This is a genomic window from Rhizobium sp. PEPV16 (genome assembly GCF_008919455.1).
GTDB classification, from domain to species: Bacteria; Pseudomonadota; Alphaproteobacteria; order Rhizobiales; family Rhizobiaceae; genus Rhizobium; species Rhizobium leguminosarum_Q.
Genome location: NZ_VSZV01000310.1, coordinates 134580 through 154297, shown reverse-complemented (window position 1 = coordinate 154297; position 19718 = coordinate 134580). Strand labels below are relative to the sequence as shown.

The 19718-nt window shown below is 61.3% G+C and carries 18 protein-coding genes and 1 pseudogene; 11 read left to right on the top strand and 8 right to left on the bottom strand.

Going from position 1 to position 19718, the window contains the following annotated elements:
• Positions 1 to 17: 17 nt before the first annotated feature.
• Together FY112_RS17785 and FY112_RS17780 are read left to right on the top strand one after the other, a co-directional pair.
• The gene (locus tag FY112_RS17785; RefSeq protein ID WP_025396063.1) at positions 18 to 1046 is read left to right on the top strand and encodes a serine hydrolase; all 1029 of its coding nucleotides are present in this window, start codon (positions 18 to 20) and stop codon (positions 1044 to 1046) included.
• Positions 1047 to 1192: 146 nt separating this feature from the next.
• Positions 1193 to 2350: a GGDEF domain-containing protein gene (locus FY112_RS17780; RefSeq protein WP_151518980.1), complete on the top strand. Its 1158-nt coding sequence runs from the start codon at positions 1193 to 1195 to the stop codon at positions 2348 to 2350.
• Between the two features lie 96 nt (positions 2351 to 2446).
• Here FY112_RS17780 and cysE read toward each other — a convergent pair whose 3' ends face one another.
• The 5 genes from cysE to FY112_RS17755 all read right to left on the bottom strand — a co-directional run bounded on the left by cysE (position 2447) and on the right by FY112_RS17755 (position 6917).
• A complete protein-coding gene (cysE, locus tag FY112_RS17775; protein ID WP_131641706.1) occupies positions 2447 to 3265 on the bottom strand; it encodes a serine O-acetyltransferase in 819 nt (272 codons plus the stop codon).
• A gap of 120 nt (positions 3266 to 3385) precedes the next feature.
• Positions 3386 to 3880 carry a GNAT family N-acetyltransferase gene (locus tag FY112_RS17770; protein WP_131641726.1) on the bottom strand — a complete coding sequence of 165 codons (495 nt, stop codon included), beginning with the start codon at positions 3878 to 3880 and terminating at the stop codon, positions 3386 to 3388.
• 13 nt (positions 3881 to 3893) lie between these two features.
• Entirely contained in the window at positions 3894 to 4883 is a 990-nt protein-coding gene (locus FY112_RS17765) for a WD40 repeat domain-containing protein (RefSeq protein ID WP_151518979.1), read from the bottom strand.
• The gene (locus tag FY112_RS17760; RefSeq protein WP_094087405.1) at positions 4883 to 5980 is read right to left on the bottom strand and encodes a GTP-binding protein; all 1098 of its coding nucleotides are present in this window, start codon (positions 5978 to 5980) and stop codon (positions 4883 to 4885) included. Before FY112_RS17760 ends, FY112_RS17765 begins: the two co-directional genes overlap by 1 nt.
• 148 nt (positions 5981 to 6128) lie before the next feature.
• Entirely contained in the window at positions 6129 to 6917 is a 789-nt protein-coding gene (locus FY112_RS17755; RefSeq protein WP_151518978.1) for a creatininase family protein, read from the bottom strand.
• A gap of 85 nt (positions 6918 to 7002) precedes the next feature.
• Between FY112_RS17755 and FY112_RS17750 the strand changes: the two genes are divergently transcribed.
• The 3 genes from FY112_RS17750 (at position 7003) to FY112_RS17740 (ending at position 9641) form a co-directional block, all read left to right on the top strand.
• Positions 7003 to 7515 (top strand): MarR family transcriptional regulator, encoded by a 513-nt coding sequence (locus tag FY112_RS17750; RefSeq protein WP_025396056.1) that lies wholly within the window; start codon positions 7003 to 7005, stop codon positions 7513 to 7515.
• Between the two features lie 117 nt (positions 7516 to 7632).
• On the top strand, positions 7633 to 8655 hold the full coding sequence (locus tag FY112_RS17745; RefSeq protein ID WP_003542973.1) for a LacI family DNA-binding transcriptional regulator: 1023 nt from the start codon (positions 7633 to 7635) through the stop codon (positions 8653 to 8655).
• Positions 8656 to 8684: 29 nt separating this feature from the next.
• Positions 8685 to 9641: a 2-hydroxyacid dehydrogenase gene (locus FY112_RS17740; protein ID WP_151518977.1), complete on the top strand. Its 957-nt coding sequence runs from the start codon at positions 8685 to 8687 to the stop codon at positions 9639 to 9641.
• A gap of 66 nt (positions 9642 to 9707) precedes the next feature.
• Here FY112_RS17740 and FY112_RS17735 read toward each other — a convergent pair whose 3' ends face one another.
• Positions 9708 to 10487 carry a gamma-glutamyl-gamma-aminobutyrate hydrolase family protein gene (locus FY112_RS17735; protein ID WP_151518976.1) on the bottom strand — a complete coding sequence of 260 codons (780 nt, stop codon included), beginning with the start codon at positions 10485 to 10487 and terminating at the stop codon, positions 9708 to 9710.
• A gap of 291 nt (positions 10488 to 10778) precedes the next feature.
• On the opposite strand from FY112_RS17735, the gene FY112_RS17730 reads away from it, so the two are divergent.
• A complete protein-coding gene (locus FY112_RS17730) occupies positions 10779 to 11885 on the top strand; it encodes a TRAP transporter substrate-binding protein (protein WP_151518975.1) in 1107 nt (368 codons plus the stop codon).
• Positions 11886 to 11970: 85 nt separating this feature from the next.
• On the opposite strand, the gene FY112_RS17725 is transcribed toward FY112_RS17730, so the two are convergent.
• Positions 11971 to 13464: a TRAP transporter large permease subunit gene (locus tag FY112_RS17725; protein WP_151518974.1), complete on the bottom strand. Its 1494-nt coding sequence runs from the start codon at positions 13462 to 13464 to the stop codon at positions 11971 to 11973.
• A gap of 21 nt (positions 13465 to 13485) precedes the next feature.
• Complete coding sequence (locus FY112_RS17720) at positions 13486 to 14025, bottom strand: TRAP transporter small permease subunit (protein ID WP_026158887.1); 540 nt, start codon at positions 14023 to 14025, stop codon at positions 13486 to 13488.
• Positions 14026 to 14354: 329 nt separating this feature from the next.
• Between FY112_RS17720 and FY112_RS17715 the strand changes: the two genes are divergently transcribed.
• The 5 genes and pseudogenes from FY112_RS17715 (at position 14355) to FY112_RS17695 (ending at position 19715) form a co-directional block, all read left to right on the top strand.
• Positions 14355 to 16658, top strand: a complete 2304-nt coding sequence (locus FY112_RS17715; RefSeq protein WP_017962131.1) for an EAL domain-containing protein — start codon at positions 14355 to 14357, stop codon at positions 16656 to 16658.
• Positions 16659 to 16804: 146 nt separating this feature from the next.
• Positions 16805 to 17557, top strand: a complete 753-nt coding sequence (locus FY112_RS17710) for a hypothetical protein (protein ID WP_017962130.1) — start codon at positions 16805 to 16807, stop codon at positions 17555 to 17557.
• A 265-nt stretch (positions 17558 to 17822) separates the two neighbouring features.
• The gene (locus tag FY112_RS17705; RefSeq protein ID WP_017962129.1) at positions 17823 to 18047 is read left to right on the top strand and encodes an aa3-type cytochrome c oxidase subunit IV; all 225 of its coding nucleotides are present in this window, start codon (positions 17823 to 17825) and stop codon (positions 18045 to 18047) included.
• A gap of 156 nt (positions 18048 to 18203) precedes the next feature.
• A pseudogene (locus FY112_RS17700) lies at positions 18204 to 19317 on the top strand (NAD(P) transhydrogenase subunit alpha).
• Entirely contained in the window at positions 19317 to 19715 is a 399-nt protein-coding gene (locus FY112_RS17695) for a proton-translocating transhydrogenase family protein (protein ID WP_003542949.1), read from the top strand. The pseudogene FY112_RS17700 and the gene FY112_RS17695 overlap by 1 nt, the downstream one beginning before the upstream one ends.
• Positions 19716 to 19718 lie beyond the last annotated feature (3 nt).

Below are 19718 nucleotides of genomic sequence, written 5' to 3'. Positions count from 1 at the left end.
ATCCTATCTTGCGTCGCATGATCCGCCTTCTTTCCCTTCTGCTTTTCTTCTGCCTGCCACTTGCTGCAACGGGGCCGGCGGCTGCCCAGAGCACGGCTTCCGGCGTCGGCGGGCTTGGCCCGCGTCTCGATCGCGCGGCGAGCGACCCCGCGATGAGGCCTCTCAAGACGGTGATTGTCGCTCGCGACGGACGCGTGCTCAGCGAACGTGGGTTCCACGGTCATTCGCCCTCGGAATCGACCAATATCAAATCCGCTTCGAAGTCGATCATTTCGGCGCTGGTCGGTATCGCCATCGACAAAGGCCTGTTGACGGGGCCGGACCAGAAGATCGCGCCGATCCTGAAGGCCGATCTTCCGGCAGCACCAGACCCGCGCATCAACGACATCACCATCGGCAATCTTCTCTCCATGCAGGCGGGGCTCGATCGCATGTCGGGGGCGAACTACGGCCGCTGGGTCTCCTCGCGCAACTGGGTGCGCTTTGCGCTGTCGCAGCCTTTCGTCGATCAGCCCGGTGGCGAGATGCTCTATTCCACCGCATCCACGCATCTGCTTTCGGCCATTCTCACCAAGGTCGGCCGGCGGCCGACGCTGGTGTTGGCGCGCGAATGGCTGGGTCCCGTCGAAGGTTTCCGCATTGGCGCATGGGAGCGCGATCCGCAGGGCATCTATCTGGGCGGCAATCAGATGGCGATGAGCGCCCGGTCCCTGCTTGCCTTCGGTGAACTCTACCGCAACGGCGGCAAGACCGCCAACGGCCGCCAGATCGTCCCTGCCGACTGGATTGCCCAGTCGTGGCAGCAGCGCACCAACTCGCGCTTCTCGGGCGACGAATATGGCTATGGCTGGTTCACGCGGCAGATCGGCGGCGAGCAGGTGCATTTCGCCTGGGGATATGGCGGGCAGATGCTCTACATCGTGCCGTCGCTCGATCTCACCGTCGTCATGACCTCGGAAGAGAGCGGTCCGTCTGCCCGAAGCGGCTACAGGGATTTGCTGCACGGTCTGTTGGCGGACATCATCGGCTCGGTGCGTGCCGCCTGACGACAGGGCCGCGCGTCTTTCAGACGCGCTGTAGGACTTTGAATTATGCAGCGGCGAAAAACCCCGATCGTTAAATTTTTAGCGAAGGCTCCAATCAAACCGCAAAACGCTTCCTGTAAGTTCCGCGAGAATTTCGGGAAAGCGCCATGCTACTGGATCTCAGGACAATCTATTTCATTGTTGCCGTGAGCTGTTTCGTGCTGGGCGTTCTCCAGCTTGCAGCCTATGCGACGGGTCGCTTCGAGAGGTGGCCGCTCTGGTGGGGCTTGAGCAACCTTCTTGTCGGTGTCGGCTCGTTTCTCGTCGCGCTGCGCAATCTCGTTCCCACCTCCGTCTCGATCGACGGCGGCAATATCGTCACCATCGCCGGCTATATGCTGATGTTCTTTGCCGTGCGCGTCTTTTCGGGACGAGCGCTCGACCAGCGCACTTTCTGGCTTGCGATCATGCTCGTCAGCGTTCCTGTCGTCCTCATCGTCAGCGATCCATCGGCAGTCTCGGCGAGGCTCCTCTACGTCTCCGTCATCTGCTGCCTCTGCGATCTTGCCGTTGCAAGGGAGGCGATCGGCATTGTCCGGCGCGAGAGGCTTTATTCGGCAGCCTTGCTTGTCGGCCTCTACACCTGCACTGCCGCGATCTTTGCGGTTCGCAGCATTCTCGCGGCGACCGGTGAGATCGGCGGGCCGGATCCCTTCGGCGGCAGTGCAATTCACAGCTGGATGGCGGTATCGGCGGTCGCCTTCATCATGCTGCGCAGCATGGCCATGGTGCTGATGGCCGCCGAGCGCAGCCGAAATCAGCTGACGGAACTCGCTCACCACGATCCGCTGACCAGCGCGCTCAATCGCGGCGGCCTTGCCCAGCATCTGCCGGCTCTCGGTTCCCAGCCGGTATCGCTGCTGATCATCGATATCGACCATTTCAAGCAACTGAACGACAGGCATGGCCATGCTGCCGGTGACGACATCCTGCGGCTTTTCGCCAGTGTTTCGAGAGGCATCATGCGCTCCGGCGACCTGCTCGCCCGTCAAGGCGGGGATGAATTCCTGGCGGTGCTGAAAAACGTTTCCCTGGAGGAGGCGATGGCGATTGCCGAGCGCATCCGTCTCGCTTTCGCCGCTGCCGTCATGCAGCGGCCGGATCTGGCCGTCTTTCCGACGCTGAGCATCGGCGTTGCCGCGCGTGCGGAAAGCGGTGGAGATTTTGAGCGGTTGACGCAGAAGGCGGACGAGGCGCTCTACCGTTCCAAGCGCGAAGGCCGCAACCGGGTCGAAGCCTTCGGGGAGAATCAGCAGGCCGCGTAGGAACGGGGCGAATGTTCCTATGTCGAAGCGGCTCTATCTTTTTGCCTTTGCGCAATTCCGAACGCAAAACCGCTACGCACTTTTGCTGGAATTGCTCTAGATATTCTGGTCCATCGTCTCGGCCGGGATTTCGTCGGCGCGGTGGATGCGCACGACCGTTGCCGGCACGCCGGCAACCGTGCAATGCGTGGGAACCGGTTTGAGCACGACGCTGCCGGCGGCGACCTTGCTGAAGGCGCCGATTTCGATATTGCCGAGGATCTTGGCGCCCGCGCCGATCATCACGCCGTGGCGGATCTTCGGGTGGCGGTCGCCGGTCTCCTTGCCGGTGCCGCCGAGCGTGACGTTCTGCAGGATAGACACTTCATCCTCGATGACAGCCGTTTCGCCGATGACGATGCCCGAACCGTGGTCGAGCATGATGGATGCGCCGATCCGTGCCGCCGGATGGATATCCGGGCCGAAGACCAGCGAAACGAGATTGGCGAGCCAACTGGCGATCTCCGGACGGCCGGCGATCCAGAGCGCATGGGCGATGCGATGCGTCTCAAGCGCATGAAAGCCCTTCAGGTTGAGAAGCGCGTGCAGAAATGTCGTGCAGGCCGGATCGCGCTCGCGCACGGCGATGAGATCGGCCTCGACCTTCCGCATGATATCGTCATCAAGTGTGGACAGGATGAGATCGAACAAATCACCCGTTTCCACCTGCGCTACGGAGAGCCGCGCGGCCAGCACGCGGGCGATGATCTCATCGTTGTTGGCAGTGTCCGTTACCTGAGCGGCAAGCAGCTGCCGCAATATCGGCTCGCGCGCGGCGAACTCGGCCGCCTCGGCGCGGATCACGGTCCAGACGGATGCGTCGGCCAAAGGCTGCGGCTGTTGCCCGGCTAAACCGAGGCGGGTGGATTTCGACATTTCCGTTTCCTCTGTCAGTCACGGCAGCGGAAAGCGCTTCCTGCTCGTGGTTCATGTTTCGCCCGGGCACGGCGTTTGGCAAGCCCCGATATCCTACGGCCTTGAGTCCGATAGCGTATTCTAACCGGATGGCTGCGGGCGAGGAGTCAGCTCCGGAAGCCGGCGCCAATGATAGAGCACATCAGGCTCCCGCTCTTCGTTGTCGGCGCCATCGGTCTCCTTTTCAGCGGTAAAACCATGCCGTTCGTAGAAAGCACGAGCGCCTGCATTACGCTTAAACGTCCAGAGCCTGATCTCGTTCATCTCCTCCTTGGCGCGGCCGAGGAGTGAAGAGCCGATGCCCATGCCCTGGAAACCGGGGAGAACGTAAAGCTGCTCTATCCAGTTGTCGCCATAGGCGATGACACCGACGAGCCGGTTGCCCATGGCAGCGCCGAGGATGGAGCAATTCAGCAGCAGATGCATGCGCCAATACTGCTCTTCCTCCTCGGGCGTATGCACATCCGGCAGCCAGGGCAGCCGCTGCCACAGGGAAGCACGTCTGATTGCGGCCGCGGCTTGCATGTGATCGGCGGTGAGCGCCATGATTTCGGGTTCCATCAGGGCGTCGTCCATGCCGGCAACGGCCTCAAGCCGAAATATCGATGACACCACAATCGCCGGCTTCCGAGCCGAAGGCGAGCAACTTGCCGTTTTTGCTCCAGCTCATCGCTGTGATCGCACCCTTGCCGGGCCGGCGCAGCAGCGCTTCCTTGCTGTCGGCGATGCGCACGGCCAGAATCATGCCGTCGATGAAGCCGATGGCGAGGATGTCCTCGAGCGGATGGAATTTCACCGCGGTCGCCATGATATTGGCGCGGGTGCCGAGCTCCAGCGGCGCCTTGCCCATCGGCCCGTCCTTGCCCTGGAAGGGCCAGACGATTGCCGCGGGCGCGCCTGAAGACGCGAGCCACTTGCCCTTGACCGACCAGGAGAGCGATTTCACCTTGGAGGGATAGCCGGTCATGCGCATGTGGCGGGCTTCGGTGCCGTGCTTGATGTCGAGCTTCCAGCCGTGCAATGCGTTTTCCTGCATCGAGGTGACGAGGAAATTACCATCAGGCGAGAAGGTGACGCCGGTATGCGCACCCTTCCATTCCAGATCGATCGGCTTGGCATTCATGCCGATCCAGTGCAACGACACACCGTTGTAGCGCGCGGCCGCGATGCGCAGGCCCTTCGGCGCAAAGGCAAGACCTTCGACGGTGCGCTCTTCGGGGAATTCCTTGGTCGTGCCATCGGCAAGACGCACGAGCGAACTCTTGCCGTAGGAATAGGCAACGGCGCCCTGCGGGCCGGCTGCCACCTGCGAAATCCACTTGCGCGGCGCGGTCGCGATTTCGCTGACGCTGCCGTCGGCGGCAATGCGCAGCACCTTGCCGTCCTCGCCGCCCGAGATCAGGCTCTCGTTGTAGGGATCACGAATGGCGGTGAGCATGCCCTGATGGGCTTCAGAAACCCTGTCGCCGCCGTCCAGCCGGTGGAATGTACCGTTTGCGCTTGCGAAGAAGGGAACATCACCTAAAAATTCGACGGCCAGAACGTGGCCGTCGAGATCAAGCGGTGCAACTGTCGGCATCAGGCGGCTGCCTCGCAGGCCTTGAAGGAGGCTTCGAGCTTCTCGCGGTCGAGTTCGCGGCCGATGAAGACGAGACGGCTCTCGTGCTTTTCGCCTTCCTTCCACGGCCGCTGGTGATCACCCTCGATGATCATGTGCACACCCTGAACGACGTAACGCTCGGGATCGTCCTTGAAGGCGATGATGCCCTTGAGACGCAGAATATTCGGCCCCTGCGTCTGGGTGATCTTCTGGATCCAGGGGAAGAAGCGCTCCGGGTTCATCTCGCCGCCGCGCAGCGACACCGACTGCACCGTCACATCGTGGATCGCCGACATCGCGCCATGGTTATGGGCGCCATGGTGATGATGGTCGTGGCCGTGATGATCGTGATCATGGTTATGATGGTGATGGTCGTGATCGCAATCCGGGCCGCAGACATGGTCGTCATGGCCCTGCTCCAGGAAATGCGGATCGTTCTCAAGCGCGCGTTCCAGGTTGAAGGCGCCCTGATCGAGCACGCGGGCGAGGTCGACGCCGGAGCGGCTGGTCTTGTAAACACGGGCAGCCGGGTTGATGGCGCGGACGATATCTTCGATCACATCAAGTTCTTCCGGGGTCACCAGGTCGCTCTTGTTGATGATGACGACGTCGGCGAAGGCGATCTGGTCTTCTGCCTCGCGGCTGTCTTTCAGGCGCAGCGGCAGGTGCTTGGCATCGACGAGGGCGACGACGGCGTCGAGCTCAGTCTTGGCGCGCACATCGTCATCCATGAAGAAGGTCTGGGCCACCGGCACCGGATCGGCAAGGCCGGTCGTTTCGACGATGATGCCGTCGAAGCGGCCGGGGCGGCGCATCAGGCCTTCGACGACGCGGATCAGGTCGCCGCGCACCGTGCAGCAGACGCAGCCATTGTTCATCTCGTAGATTTCCTCGTCCGACTCGACGATCAGGTCGTTGTCGATGCCGATTTCGCCGAATTCATTGACGATGACCGCATATTTCTTGCCGTGATTTTCGGAGAGGATGCGGTTGAGCAGCGTCGTCTTGCCGGCACCGAGATAACCGGTGAGCACGGTAACGGGAATAGGCTTCTGGGTGGAGATCGCGTCGGTCATGAGAACCTCTAGGATTAGGCGTGCGGCCGAGCGGCTTGGGATCGGCTGCTTGAACGGTTGGTCTCATATAATGGCTTGAGCGTGGCAGTTCAAAGGGTTTTATAATGTTATAAGATCACATCGTCTGGCCGGTCCAGATGGCCCATATTCACCTGAGTTGCGCGACATCGAATGCATCGACATCACCAAGCAATTCGACCAGTCCTTTTACCGCATGGGCAATCAGCGCCTCGCCTTTCTCTGCCGTCGCAGCTGCGGCATTGCCCGCCACGCCTTCGACATTGAGGTCCGACATCTTCCAGCCGAAGGCGTGCGGCCCGTAGGCGCGCAGATGTTTGAAGCGCTCGGCGAATTCCGTCTGTCGCGAGGGGAAGTCCGCCGCCTTCGCCATATCAACCTTGTCGGGATGAAGGGCCAGCATCACCGAGGTCTCGATATCGCCGCCATGGATACCGATCGCCTTTTCCTCCGGCGTGACCAGGCCATCCGGCACGCCGAAACGGGTCCAGCTCGTTGCCGCCGCCAGCATGGCAAAGCGGACCCGCGCCTCGGTGGCGACGATTGATATGACGGGCGAATTGCCGCCATGGGCGTTCAGCATCACGAATTTGCGGATGCCCTGCTTTGCCAGGCCTTCGGCGATGCCGAGCCAGCGGTATACCGCTTCGTCGAAGGCAAGCGTCTTCGTTCCTTCAACATCCATATGCTCTATGGAATAGCCGATGGATTCGGCGGGCAGGAAGGTGACCGGCAGGCCAGCGGGCAGGGCCATCTTCAATCGCCCGGCGATGCCTTCGGCAACCAGTGTGTCGGTTTCGAAGGGCAGGTGAGGGCCGTGCTGTTCATGGGCGCCGAGCGGCAACACGGCAATCAGACGGCGCCCGTCAGGTGCAAAGGCCGGGTTGCTGTCCTCGAAGCGCGGCGAAGGTGTCATCATCCGGTCGTTGCCTCTTGTTTATGACGAGATCCTGAGCAATGTCATATCGCAGCGGCGTCGGGGCTTAAAGATCAAAGGGATGGCTATGGGAAAGAAGCACAAGGACGGCAAAAAGAACAAGTCTAAGAAGAAGGACCAGACCGAGTATACGCTCGTCGATCTCTCCCCGGCCCTGACCCAGGCAGCGCGTTCCATGCGGACGGTGCTTTCGCGCAACCTGCTTGAAAGCGGGCTCTATGCCGGCCAGGACGGCGTCATTCTCTCGCTTGCCGAGAGCGACGGCATGACGGCAGGCGGTCTTGCCCAGAAGCTCGGGGTCAAGGCGCCGACGATGACGCGCACGATCGGCCGCATGGAGGCGCAGGGATTTCTCGAGCGCAAGCCCGATGCGGAAGATGCGCGCCTGACCAAAGTCTATCTCACCGAACTCGGCCGCGGCAGCGTTCAGGGGATCGAGATGGCGGCCTCGGCCTGCGACAGGCTGGCGACGCAGGAGTTCTCCGAGAAGGAAATTCGCAATCTCGTCCGACTGCTGAAGGCGATCGATGCCAATCTGCAGGCCGAAGCCATTCATATCGAAGAACCGGACGAAGACTGAAATTTCCCCGAAAGACGAATTGCTTCCATCGATTAAATCTTTTAATTAAACATTTTAAGGGCCGCGCCGGTTTGACGGCGGGGTCTTGCTGCTTGCGTGCTGCCTGGAGGAGGACACGTGGTCCAGAAGATCAAGCTTTCGACAATCGCCGAAACGCTCGGCATTTCAACGGCGACCGTATCGCTTGCCTTACGCGACAGTCCGCTCGTCGCCGGCAATACGCGGGAGAAGATCAAGGAACAGGCGCGCGCGCTCGGCTATATCTACAACCGCCGTGCCGCCAGCCTTCGGACCTCCCGCTCCGGCATCATCGGCGTCGTCGTGCACGACATCATGAACCCGTTCTATGGCGAGATCCTCAAGGCGATCGAAAGCGAGCTCGATCGTAGCCGCCACACCTTCATCCTTTCCAATCATTACGACAATGTCGAAAAGCAGCGCACCTTCATCGAGACGCTGCTGCAGCTCGGCGGCGACGGCGTCATCATGTCGCCGGCGATCGGTACGCCGCCGGAGGACGTGCAACTGGCGGAAGACAACGGCATGCCGGCGATCCTGGTCGCCCGCTCGATGGAAGGGCAGGACCTACCGACCTATCGCGGCGACGACAGCTACGGTATCTCGCTTGCCACCAACCACCTGATCGGCCTCGGTCATCGGTCGATTGCCATGATCGGCGGCACTGACCAGACATCCACCGGCCGCGACCGCTACCAGGGCTATGTCAATTCGCTCCGCAAGGCCGGCATCGAGGTCGATCCGAACCTGCGCATTCCCGGTCCACGCTCGAAACAGGGCGGTTTCGAGGCTGCAGTGCATTTCCTGTCGCTGCCGCAGAAGCCGACCGCAGCCGTCTGCTGGAACGATCTCGTGGCGATCGGCCTGATGAACGGCATTGCGCGCGCCGGCCTGGTGCCGGGACGCGATATTTCCGTCACCGGCTACGACGATCTCGAGGAGGCCTCGATCGCTACGCCTGCGCTAACGACCGTCTGGAACGGTCAGGCCGAGGTCGGGCGCCTGGCCGCCCGGGCGCTGCTCGATCGCCTTGCCGGCAGCCATGAGCCTGACGGCATGCATCTGATCAAGCCGGAAATGCGCATTCGCCAGTCCACCAGTCCCCATCGGCCGCGCGCCTGAACCAAGACCACCATCCAAGAGGAAAAGCCATGTCCCGCATCGCCATTCTCGTTCCTGGGAAGATACACGAGCGTGTTCTCGGCAGGTTGAAGGATCGTTTTGAGATTATCGCCGTCCCGCGCGAGGAGACGCTTGCGCTTGACGGCGAGATTGCCGGCCGCATCCGCGGCGTCGCCGTATCCGGTTCCTTCCCGGGCGCCTGGATGGACCAGCTGCCGCACGCCGAAGTGATCGCCAATTTCGGTGTCGGTTATGATGGCGTCGATGTGAAACATGCCGCCGAAAAAGGCATTGTCGTCACCAATACGCCTGATGTGCTGAACGATGAGGTCGCCGATACGGCGATCGGCTTGCTGCTGAACACGGTCCGCGAATTGCCGCGGGCCGAAGCCTGGCTGCGCGCCGGCAACTGGAAGCCGGGCAACGCCTATCCGCTGTCGCGTTTCTCGCTGAAGGGCCGGCATGTCGGGCTTTACGGCCTTGGCCGCATTGGGCTCGAAATTGCCAAGCGGCTGGAGCCGTTCAAGGTGAAGATCAGTTACCACACACGTTCGCGCCATGCCGATGTGCCCTACGATTATCACCCGACGCTGAAGGGGCTGGCGAATGCTGTGGATACGCTGATCGCCATCGTTCCGAAGACGCCGCAGACGCACAAGACGATCGATGCCGATATTCTGGCAGCACTCGGCCCTGACGGCATTCTCGTCAATGTCGGCCGCGGCTGGACGGTGGACGAGGAGGCGCTGAGTGCGGCGCTTGTTTCCGGCGCGCTCGGTGCTGCCGGTCTCGACGTCTTCTATGAAGAGCCGACCGTGCCGGCCGACCTGCTGGAACCGACCAATGCCGTGCTGCTACCGCACGTCGCCTCCGCGTCCGTGCCGACACGCAATGCAATGGCCGATCTCGTCGCCGACAACCTCATTGCCTGGTTCGAGAAGGGTGCGGCGCTGACGCCGGTGCCGGAGACGCCGCAGAAGGCTTAGGCGCGGGTTGGCTCCGCGGACGATGCTTGCCGAGTAACAGACATAGCGCCTCGCGGGCGCCTGGAGTCAGGCGATCGCCTGCGCGGGGATCATCCGCAGCTTGGCCGCGGCATAGCTGCGGACGGCGTCGCCGAAAGCGGCGAACAGCTGGTTCGAAGACTTGTCGGTTTCAGCCCAATATTCCGGATGCCATTGCACGCCGACGGCAAAGGCCTTGGCGTCGATGACGGAAACTGCCTCCACCGTGCCGTCCTCGGCGATGGCTTCTACCTGCAGGCGCGGAGCGGTCCTGGCAATCGCCTGGCGATGCAGGGAATTCACGCGGATCTCGCCCGGACCAAGAATGCCGGCGATGCAGGAGCCTTCCTTGACATGCACGGTCTGGCGAATGGCGTACATGCCGTCCCGATCGACGCCTTCCGGCCGGCGGTGGTCCCAGATGCCGGGCTGCTCCTGGATCTCGCTTGCCAGCGAGCCGCCGAGGGCGACGTTTAGTTCCTGGATGCCGCGGCAGATGGCCAGCAGCGGGACGGCGCGGTCGATGGCGCGGCGGATGAGCGGCAGGCTGGTGGCGTCGCGGGCGGGGTCGAACGGGCCGTGCTTGTCATTCACCTCGGCACCGTAGAGCGAGGGATGAACATTGCTGGCCGAGCCGGACACCAGCAGACCGTCGACGCGGTCGAGGATCGCATCGGTATCGTAGCCTTCCTCGAAGGCCGGGATCATAAAGGCCATGACGCCGGCGGCATTCAACGCGGCACGCAGATATTGATGCTGCACGGCATGCCAGGTTGCGCCGTCGAAGCTGCGGATATCGGCAGGAATGGCAACGATCGGTTTCGTCATATCAGCCCCGGTGAAATCTTTGTGCTTGCCGTTTCTGCCGCCAGAACGGCAGTAAAGTCAACGCTTGGCTGCGTGAGGTGGCAGAATTCCTGCGAAAGCGGTGCCGAATCTCCCCGATTGCCGCTAAGCTGCTGATTTTGATAGGCGCCTACGGGCGACCTTATTGCTGTCCTGATGCCAAAGGCTAATAGACTAAAGCTTGAATCGCGGCCCTCGCCATGCTTAGGTTTGCCCTTGATGCGGGTAAGGGTGAAGGCCGCCGCGCAATACCATCTATACGGGAGGTTTTTGATGGATCGTCGTTCGTTTTTCAAGAAGGCGGGAACCGCCGGCGCCGGTGTGGTTGCCGCAACGACATTGGCAGCGCCTGCGATCGCGCAGGAGAATCCGAAGATCGCGTGGCGCATGACGTCGTCGTTTCCGAAGAGCTTGGATACGATCTATGGCGGAGCCGAGGATATCGCCAAGCATGTTGCCGCCGCGACGGACGGCAATTTCACGATCCAGCCCTTTGCGGCCGGTGAAATCGTGCCCGGCCTGCAGGCTGTCGATGCGGTTGCCGCCGGTACGGTCGAGGCAGCCCACACCACCTCCTATTATTTCGTCGGCAAGGACCCGACTTATGCCATCGGAACGGCCATTCCGTTCGGATTGAACAGCCGCCTGACCAATGCCTGGTACTACGAAGGCAACGGCAACAAGCTAATGAATGAATTTTATGCCACGCAGGGCATGTATGCGCTGCCGGCCGGCAATACCGGTGCGCAGATGGGCGGCTGGTTCCGCAAGGAAATCAATACGCTCGATGACCTCAAGGGCGTCAAGATGCGCATTGCCGGCCTTGCCGGCCGCGTCATGGAGAAGGTCGGCGTCATCCCGCAGCAGATCGCCGGCGGCGACATCTATCCGGCGTTGGAAAAAGGCACGATCGATGCGGCGGAATTCGTCGGCCCCTATGACGACCTGAAGCTCGGCTTCCACAAGGTGGCGAAGTACTACTATTATCCGGGCTGGTGGGAAGGTGGCCCGACGGTGCATGGGTTCTTCAATCTCGAAAAATGGAGCAGCCTGCCCAAGCACTATCAGGCAGCGCTGACCGACGCCTGCGCCTTTGCCAACACCAACATGCTGGCGAAGTACGACACGAAGAACCCAACCGCGCTGAAGCAGCTCGTCGCGGAGGGCGCGACGCTGCGCCCGTTCAGCCAGGAGATCATGGAAGCCTGCTTCCAGGCAGCCACGGGCATCTACAGCGAAATCTCGGGCACGAACCAATATTTCAAGAAGATCTACGACGACCAGACCGCCTTCAAGCGGGACGCCTATCTGTGGATGCAGCTGTCAGAATACACCTTCGATACGTTCATGATGATCCAGCAGCGGGCCGGAAAGCTTTAAGCTTTCCGCCGTCGACACTTCAGACGAGCGCAATACAAAACCCCGGATCTCCATCCGGGGTTTTGCTTTTTGCTGGACTAAACATCTATTTGGCCGGTGGCGGCGGTGCTCCCGGCAGGCCGTTCAGCGGCGGCAGGGTCAGGCCTGGGATCTGCGGCGAGCCATTACCGCCGCCGCCCAGCGGCGGCAGGCCGAGCTGCCCGCCGAAGCCCGGGACTTCGATCTTGATCGAGTTCGGGTCGACCTTCGGGCCGTGATCCAGCCAATAAGTGACCGATTGCGGCCAGAAGATCACGATCGCCACCAGGATCAGCTGCATGCCGACCCAGGGGAGAGCGCCCATGTAAATATCCGAAGTCTTGACGTCCTTGCCGGCAATCGAGCGCAGGTAGAAGAGCGCGAAGCCGAAGGGCGGATGCATGAAGCTCGTCTGCATGTTGACGCAGATCAGCACGCCGAACCAGATCAGGTCGATGCCGAGACTGGAGGCGACGGGAGCGAGCATCGGGATGACGATGAAGGCGATCTCGAAGAAATCGAGGAAGAAGGCGAGCACGAAGATGAAGATGTTGACGAAGATCAGGAAACCGACCGGCCCGCCGGGAATGCCCGACAGCATGTGCTCGATCCAGCGCGAGCCGTCCATGCCCTGGAAGACCAGGCTGAAACAGGTGGAGCCGATCAGGATCATCACCACCATGGATGTGATGTGCGTGGTCGATGCCATGGCTTCGCGGATCAGCGGCCAGGTGAGGCGGCGATTCATGGCGGCAAGCACAATGGCGCCGACGACGCCGAGCGCGCCTGCTTCCGTCGGTGTTGCAAGGCCCATGAAGATCGTGCCGAGCACGAGGAAGATCAGCACGATCGAGGGGACCATGCCCATCAGCACCTTCACGAGCAGAGCCCAGTTGAAATCGCCGCGCACCTCTTTCGGCAGCGGCGGCATCGATTTCGGCCGGATAATCGACATCACCAGGATGAAGAGCACGAAGATCGTCACCTGCAGGATCGAGGGGCCGATCGCGCCGAGATACATGTCACCGACCGACCTGCCGAGCTGATCGGCAAGAACGACGAGCACGAGCGAGGGCGGGATAACCTGGGTGATCGTGCCCGAGGCGGCGATGACGCCGGTGGCAAGGCGCGGATTGTAGCCGTAGCGCAGCATGATCGGCAGCGAGATCACCCCCATGGTGATGACGGAGGCGGCCACCGTGCCGGTGATAGCGCCGAGCACGGCGCCGACGAGGATGACGGCATAGGCGAGGCCCCCGGGTATGCCACCGAAGAGCTTGCCGGTGCCCTCGAGCAGGTCCTCGGCCAGCCCGCAGCGCTCCAGTACCGCGCCCATGAAGGTGAAGAAGGGAATGGCGAGCAGGAGGTCGTTGGAAAGGATGCCGAAGAAGCGTAGCGGCAGAGCCTGCAGGAAGACCTCGCCGAAATGGCCGGTGACGATGCCGATGATGGCGAAAAACAAGCCGACGGCGGCGAGCGAAAAGGCGACCGGAAAGCCGTAGAGCATGAAGATGACCATGCCCAGGAACATGGCCGGCGGGATGATGCCGAAATCAAACAAGTCAGTGTCTCCCAGCCCGCATTACTGCAGCGGCTTTTCGTATTTCGTATCGATGCTGATATGGCCGGTGAGGGCTGCGATCCGCTTGACCAGTTCCGAGAGGCCCTGAAGGGAGAGCAACGCGAAGCCGGCGACGAGGATCAGCTTGACGGGCCAGCGGATCAGCCCGCCGGCATTGCCCGATATTTCCCCCTGATGGTAGGAGAGCGCGAAGAAGGGCCAGCACAGCCAGGTGAGATAGACGCATGCGGGAAGGAGGAGGACGATGAGGCCGACGATGTCGATCCAGATCTTCGCCCTGTCGGAAACCGAACCATAGATCAGATCGACGCGGACATGCTCATTGTTGCGCAGCGCATGCGAAGCGCCGAGCATGACGACGAAGGCGAAGAGATACCACTGGATCTCCAGCCAGCCGTTCGAACTGTAGTTGAAGGCATAGCGGACGATGGCGTTACCGGCGCTGATCAGGCAGCAGAACAGCACCATATATTCGGAAAGTTTGCCCATGAACTGACTGATCGAATCGATCAGCCGGCTTGCGGCCAGAAGTACCGACATTCGCCTCCCCTTGTTCTTGTCCCGCCGGTTTTCCGGCAGCTTTTCCCTCGTGCAATCGATGTAGACCACGGCCTTTGAAATTGGAAGGATAAATGCCTCGCGTTGGAGTATAGTCTTAGACGCATCGGCCCCGCCGTAGGGTCGTCAAATATTTCAACAACCCAGGCGTGGATAAATTATTTCAGTAATCTCGCCGGTAGGCTGCATTAACTCGCGTAGGCTGTGCGGTTCACCCTGTGGTTTTAGAAAATTTGACCAAATGTTTGATTCCATTGAAATCAATTTTTAAAGGGTTGGGCTTAGAATTCCCGCGCACAGGGAAAGTGTGGATGAAGCCAGATAACCCGAACAGGGTCCCAATAGATGTGTATCTGTCGTTTGTGAGTTCCCTCTCGGGGAATCGCATGACGCTTCTTGTTGGCGTGATTGTACATGTTGCGACGTGCCTTGCCGTGGCTGCCAAGACACAATACTCCATCTACATCCTGCTGTCGGTCGCCTTCCTTCTGGTCTTCGGCGCTCGCATGGCCATCTTCCGGCAGTTCGATCGTGTCGACAAGCAGAGCCTGTCGCACGCCGGAATCGAACGGTGGGAGCGGATTCTCGTTGCCAGTGGAGCCTGCACCACGGCGCTCCTCGGCATCGCCAGCGGCTACGCCATCTTTGTCGTGCGCGATTCCTTTGCGGAGCTTGCCTGCATTTCCGTCACCATGGCAACCATGGTTTCCGTCGTCGGCCGCAACTATGGCTCGCGCTTCGCAGTCGACCTCCAGACGTTCTTCTGCTGCCTGCCGATGATCGTCTGCAGCCTGCTGGTGCTAGATTTCTATCGCGGCGTGCTGTCGATCCTGCTCATTCCTTTCTGGCTGACGACGCGGGCCATGGCAAACGGCGTGCGCGAGTTTCTCTATGAGAACGTCATTGCGCGCCGGGAAATCACCATCATTGCCGACCGTTTCGATACGGCGCTCAACAACATGCCGCACGGCCTCGTCATGGTCGATGCCGAAAACCGCATCCAGGTGGTCAATCGCAAGGCCTGCGAGCTTCTGAAGATCGGTGCGCCGGAGCGGCTGAAGGACCGCGACCTCGGCGCCGTGCTGCGCTACGGCGCGCGCTACAGCTTCATGGATGCCTCGCAGCCGGAGCTCATCCTGCGCCAGCTCACCCAGGTCGCCGAGGGCAGCCTGTCGCGCACGCTCATTCATTTTCCCGAGAGCCTGTCGCTCGAATTCTCCGCCAGCCGCAGGGCCGACGGCGGCGCCGTGCTGATCTTCGAGGACGTGTCAAGCCGGGTGAAGGCGGAGCAGAAGATCCTGCACATGGTGCGCTTCGACGCGCTGACCGGCCTGCCCAACCGGCAATATTTTGGCCAGTTGGTGCAGGAGTATTTTGCCAAGTCTCCGAAGAAGAACGGGCCGCTCGGCTTCATGGTGCTCGATATCGACGAGTTCAAACATGTCAACGACATGCGCGGCCATGTGACCGGCGACCATCTGCTCTGCGCTATCGCCGCCCGCATCAAGCAGGCTTCCGGTAATGCCATCCTCGGCCGGCTGATGGGCGATCAGTTCATTCTGTTCTTCCCGCGTGCGAAGGAGCAGGTCTCGCTCGACCGCGAAATCCGCCGCGTTCATGCCGCGATCCAGGGTAACTACGAGGTCGACGAAGTGACTTTTCTCGTTTCGCTCAGCGCCGGCTACGCGATTCTCGAAAGCGACGCGTTCGCGATGGACGAATGGAGCGTCAAGGCGGATCTTGCCCTGTTCGAAAGCAAGTCGCGCTTCAAGGGCGGCATCTCAGGATTCGAGCGGGAGATGGACGGCCGCTATATCGAGCAACAGAAGCTGAAGGCGGATCTGCGCGACGCGGTCTCGGCGCAGGCGCTGCATCTCGTCTTCCAGCCGATGTTCCGGGCCGACGGCTCGCGGATCGAATGTGCCGAGGCCTTGGCGCGCTGGGTGCATCCGGAGAGGGGCTCGATCCCCCCCGATGTCTTCATCCGGCTCGCCGAAGATATGGGCATCATCTCCGACATCACCCGCTTCGTGCTGTTCAAGGCGTGCAGCGAATGCATGAACTGGCCGGAACATATCGCCGTTTCGGTCAACCTTTCGGCGCGGGATCTGCGCGATGCCGACATCCTTTCGGTGGTTGCCGAGGCGCTTGCCCATTCCGGCCTCGCCGCGGCACGACTGCATCTCGAAGTCACCGAGAGCTGCCTGATCGACGAGCCGGCGGCGGTGCGCGCCATCCTGGCGGAGCTCAGGTCCCGCGGCATCACCATTGCCATCGACGATTTCGGCACCGGTTTCTCCAGCCTCAGCTATCTCGACACGCTGCCGCTTGATATCGTCAAGATCGACCGGTCCTTCGTGCGCAACATCGTCGAGGATGCGCGCCGCCTCAAGCTCTTGCGCGGCACAGTCAATCTCGCCCGCGAACTGGGCCTGAAGATTGTCATCGAGGGCGTCGAGACCGAGGAGCAGCTGGCGCTGCTCAACAAGCACCGCAGCGCCGATCTCGTGCAGGGTTACGTTTTCTCGCGGCCGGTGCCTTCCCAGAACATCACGCTGCTACAAGAGGGCATCGGCCGCCGCACCGTCCAGCGCCGTCGCAACAAGGTCGCCTGAGCCGTCTGCAAATGACTGGTTATCCCAGCCGAAAATCTTGTGCGCCGTTAACCTTAATAGTTTAAATTCAACCCAAATTTTCAGATTTTCTTGCCTATATATCGGCGGCGTATGATTAATGATCCGTTAACGAGCGGATCGAGAGAATGTCAGACACACTTTTTACGCGTAGCGATTTCAGCAGGAAAATCCTTGAAATTCTAGATCACGTCGAATATCGCCGGGTCGAAAGCAGTGAAGACATGGAGGACGTGGAGCGACTGCGCTACAAGGCCTACAAAGCCCACGACGCGCTGTCGCTTGCCCCGGAAGGTTTATTGGATGATGTCGATTTCGACAGCCATGCCTATATCTTCGGTCTGTATTATTATGGTGAACTGGTCAGTACGATCCGAATTCACTATGTGACGCCGGAGCATCGTATCAGCCGGTCCGGAGAGGCCTTTCCCGAGGCGATGGATGAGCTTTTGGACGCCGGGCTGACCTTGATCGATCCGGCGCGTTTCGCGGCCGATCCGGAGCTCACCGCCGATCTGCCGTGGGTTCCCTATCTGACGCTGAGACCCGCCATCGTTGCGGCAGCGTATTTCCGGGCCGACCGCGTTATTCAGTCCGTCCGGCCCCCGCATGCCGCCTTCTACAAGCGGGTCTTCTATGCCGATACCATCGTGCCCGGCCGACTGGCGGAGAGTTACGGGGTTGACGTGACGCTGATGGCGACGAATGTGATCGAGGTCGGACGCAAGCTGCTGACGCGCTATCCCTTCTTCATCTCCAGCGCCAGCGAGCAGCGTATGATGTTTTCGCGCACTCCGAACGACACGCTACCGCCGCTCACCATCATTCCGACGGCGCGTTTCGTGCCGCCAGGCGAACTTGGCACCGATCTGCCGCTGTGATTTCCCTTTCTCCGCGATAGAGAGGCGATGCCGTCAGGGCAGATGAGGCGTGGACGACAGGCGAAAACCGCATCTGTCGCCGGACCTCTTTCATCCGACCGTTGAGGTCGTCTTCTCGTCCGGATGAGGTCGCTGCGAGGCGCGCTTGCGGCATTCTCATGCATTGCGCTTTCGCCTGTCATTGTGTAATTCCTGCAGGAAGGGATTTCCCTCGCTCAAGCTAGGGAATCAAGCAGCGCAGAGGCATTTCAGGGAGACGATATTTATGGCCGAACATCATACCGGACCGGTCGAGACCGGCGCGCCGATGGACTACAAGGAACATGAAAAGACCTACGACATGTTCGTCGCCAGCGCGAAATACGGCTCGATGCTTCTCATCGTCCTCCTGCTTGCAATGACCGCCGGTTTCTTCGGCGGCGCCGGCCTTCTCGGCGGTCTCTTCGTCTTCATCATTCTACTCGCTGCCGGCATCTTCCTGCTCCGCTGATCGCGTAGATTCAGAGGGTCAGAGCGCCCTTTGTGCGTCCGAAAGGACGCACGGCGCTCTGAGGGGAGGAGAGCTTCTCCGAAGCTTTTTGAATGAGGTGCTTGGCCCGCGCAGGGAAAGCCTGCGGCGGTCTGGCTGACCCGGAGGAGGGGGCAGTTGGGCAATATCGTTTTCGTTGCAAGGGAAAACACGGGTGAGGAGACGCGCGTCGCGGCCTCCGCCGAGACCGTGAAGAAGATGAAAAGTTTCGGCTTCGAGCATTCCGGACGGGGAGTTCGAGGCCGCCGGTGCCAGGATCGGCAGTTTTGCGGATGCAGCCTCCGCCGACGTGGTGCTGAAGGTGCGCCGTCCCAGCGGATCGGAAATCTCAGGCTATAAAAGCGGCGCCGTGGTCATCGCCATCATGGACCCCTACGGCAATGACGAAGCGATCGCGGCTCTGGCAAGTGCCGGGCTTTCGGCTTTCGCGATGGAACTGATGCCGCGCATTACCCGCGCCCAGTCCATGGACGTGCTGTCGTCCCAGGCCAATCTCGCCGGTTACCAAGCCGTCATCGAGGCGGCGGCGGTCTATGACCGGGCCATGCCGATGATGATGACGGCGGCCGGCACCGTGCCGGCCGCCAAGATCTTCGTCATGGGCGCCGGCGTCGCCGGTCTTCAGGCGATTGCGACTGCGCGTCGCCTGGGTGCTGCGGTCTCGGCCACCGACGTTCGCCCTGCCGCCAAGGAGCAGGTCGCCTCACTCGGTGCCAAGTTCATCGCCGTCGAGGACGAGGAATTCAAGGCGGCGGAAACGGCCGGCGGCTATGCCAAGGAAATGTCCGCCGACTATCAGGCAAAACAAGCTGCTCTGGTTGCCGAACACATCGCCAAGCAGGATATCGTCATCACCACTGCGCTGATCCCCGGCCGTGCGGCGCCGCGGCTCGTTTCGCGCGCCATGCTCGCCTCGATGAAATCAGGAGCTGTCGCCGTCGACCTTGCGGTCGAGCGCGGCGGCAATATCGACGGCGTTGTCCCCGGCGAGATCGCCGATGTCGAAGGCGTCAGGGTGATCGGTTTCGCCAACATGCCGGGCCGGGTAGCGGCCAGTGCCTCGGCGCTCTACGCCAAGAACCTCGTCACCTTCCTCGAGACCATGGTTAACAAGGAAAGCCGGAGCGTCGTCGTCAATCTCGACGACGAGCTCGTCAAGGCGACGATGCTAACCTATGCCGGCGACGTCGTTCATCCCGCCTTCGGCGGCGCGAAGAAGGGAGACATCTGATGGCCAGTGAAGCAATGGACAGAGCGCTGGAGCAGCTCGACCAGGCGGTGACCGCCGTCATCACGGCGGCGGCCCAGGCACCGGAAGCGGCAAGTGCTGCGACCGGCGGGGCGATCGATCCTTTCGTCTTCCAGCTCGCCATCTTCGTATTGTCGATCTTCGTCGGCTATTACGTCGTGTGGTCGGTGACGCCGGCACTGCATACGCCGCTGATGGCCGTCACCAATGCGATCTCCTCCGTCATCGTCGTCGGCGCGCTTCTGGCGGTCGGCATCTCGACCAGCGGGCTTGCGACCGGCTTCGGCTTCGTCGCCCTCGTGCTCGTCTCGGTCAACATCTTCGGCGGTTTCCTCGTCACGCAGCGGATGCTTTCGATGTACCGCAAGAAGGACCGGTGAGGG

Coding starts and splice junctions, on each gene's coding strand:
- FY112_RS17785 (WP_025396063.1), top strand. CDS start 18: ATGATCCGCCTTCTTTCCCTTCTGCTTTTCTTCTGCCTGCCACTTGCT.
- FY112_RS17780 (WP_151518980.1), top strand. CDS start 1,193: ATGCTACTGGATCTCAGGACAATCTATTTCATTGTTGCCGTGAGCTGT.
- cysE (WP_131641706.1), bottom strand. CDS start 3,265: ATGTCGAAATCCACCCGCCTCGGTTTAGCCGGGCAACAGCCGCAGCCT.
- FY112_RS17770 (WP_131641726.1), bottom strand. CDS start 3,880: ATGGACGACGCCCTGATGGAACCCGAAATCATGGCGCTCACCGCCGAT.
- FY112_RS17765 (WP_151518979.1), bottom strand. CDS start 4,883: ATGCCGACAGTTGCACCGCTTGATCTCGACGGCCACGTTCTGGCCGTC.
- FY112_RS17760 (WP_094087405.1), bottom strand. CDS start 5,980: ATGACCGACGCGATCTCCACCCAGAAGCCTATTCCCGTTACCGTGCTC.
- FY112_RS17755 (WP_151518978.1), bottom strand. CDS start 6,917: ATGATGACACCTTCGCCGCGCTTCGAGGACAGCAACCCGGCCTTTGCA.
- FY112_RS17750 (WP_025396056.1), top strand. CDS start 7,003: ATGGGAAAGAAGCACAAGGACGGCAAAAAGAACAAGTCTAAGAAGAAG.
- FY112_RS17740 (WP_151518977.1), top strand. CDS start 8,685: ATGTCCCGCATCGCCATTCTCGTTCCTGGGAAGATACACGAGCGTGTT.
- FY112_RS17735 (WP_151518976.1), bottom strand. CDS start 10,487: ATGACGAAACCGATCGTTGCCATTCCTGCCGATATCCGCAGCTTCGAC.
- FY112_RS17730 (WP_151518975.1), top strand. CDS start 10,779: ATGGATCGTCGTTCGTTTTTCAAGAAGGCGGGAACCGCCGGCGCCGGT.
- FY112_RS17720 (WP_026158887.1), bottom strand. CDS start 14,025: ATGTCGGTACTTCTGGCCGCAAGCCGGCTGATCGATTCGATCAGTCAG.
- FY112_RS17715 (WP_017962131.1), top strand. CDS start 14,355: ATGAAGCCAGATAACCCGAACAGGGTCCCAATAGATGTGTATCTGTCG.
- FY112_RS17710 (WP_017962130.1), top strand. CDS start 16,805: ATGTCAGACACACTTTTTACGCGTAGCGATTTCAGCAGGAAAATCCTT.
- FY112_RS17705 (WP_017962129.1), top strand. CDS start 17,823: ATGGCCGAACATCATACCGGACCGGTCGAGACCGGCGCGCCGATGGAC.
- FY112_RS17695 (WP_003542949.1), top strand. CDS start 19,317: ATGGCCAGTGAAGCAATGGACAGAGCGCTGGAGCAGCTCGACCAGGCG.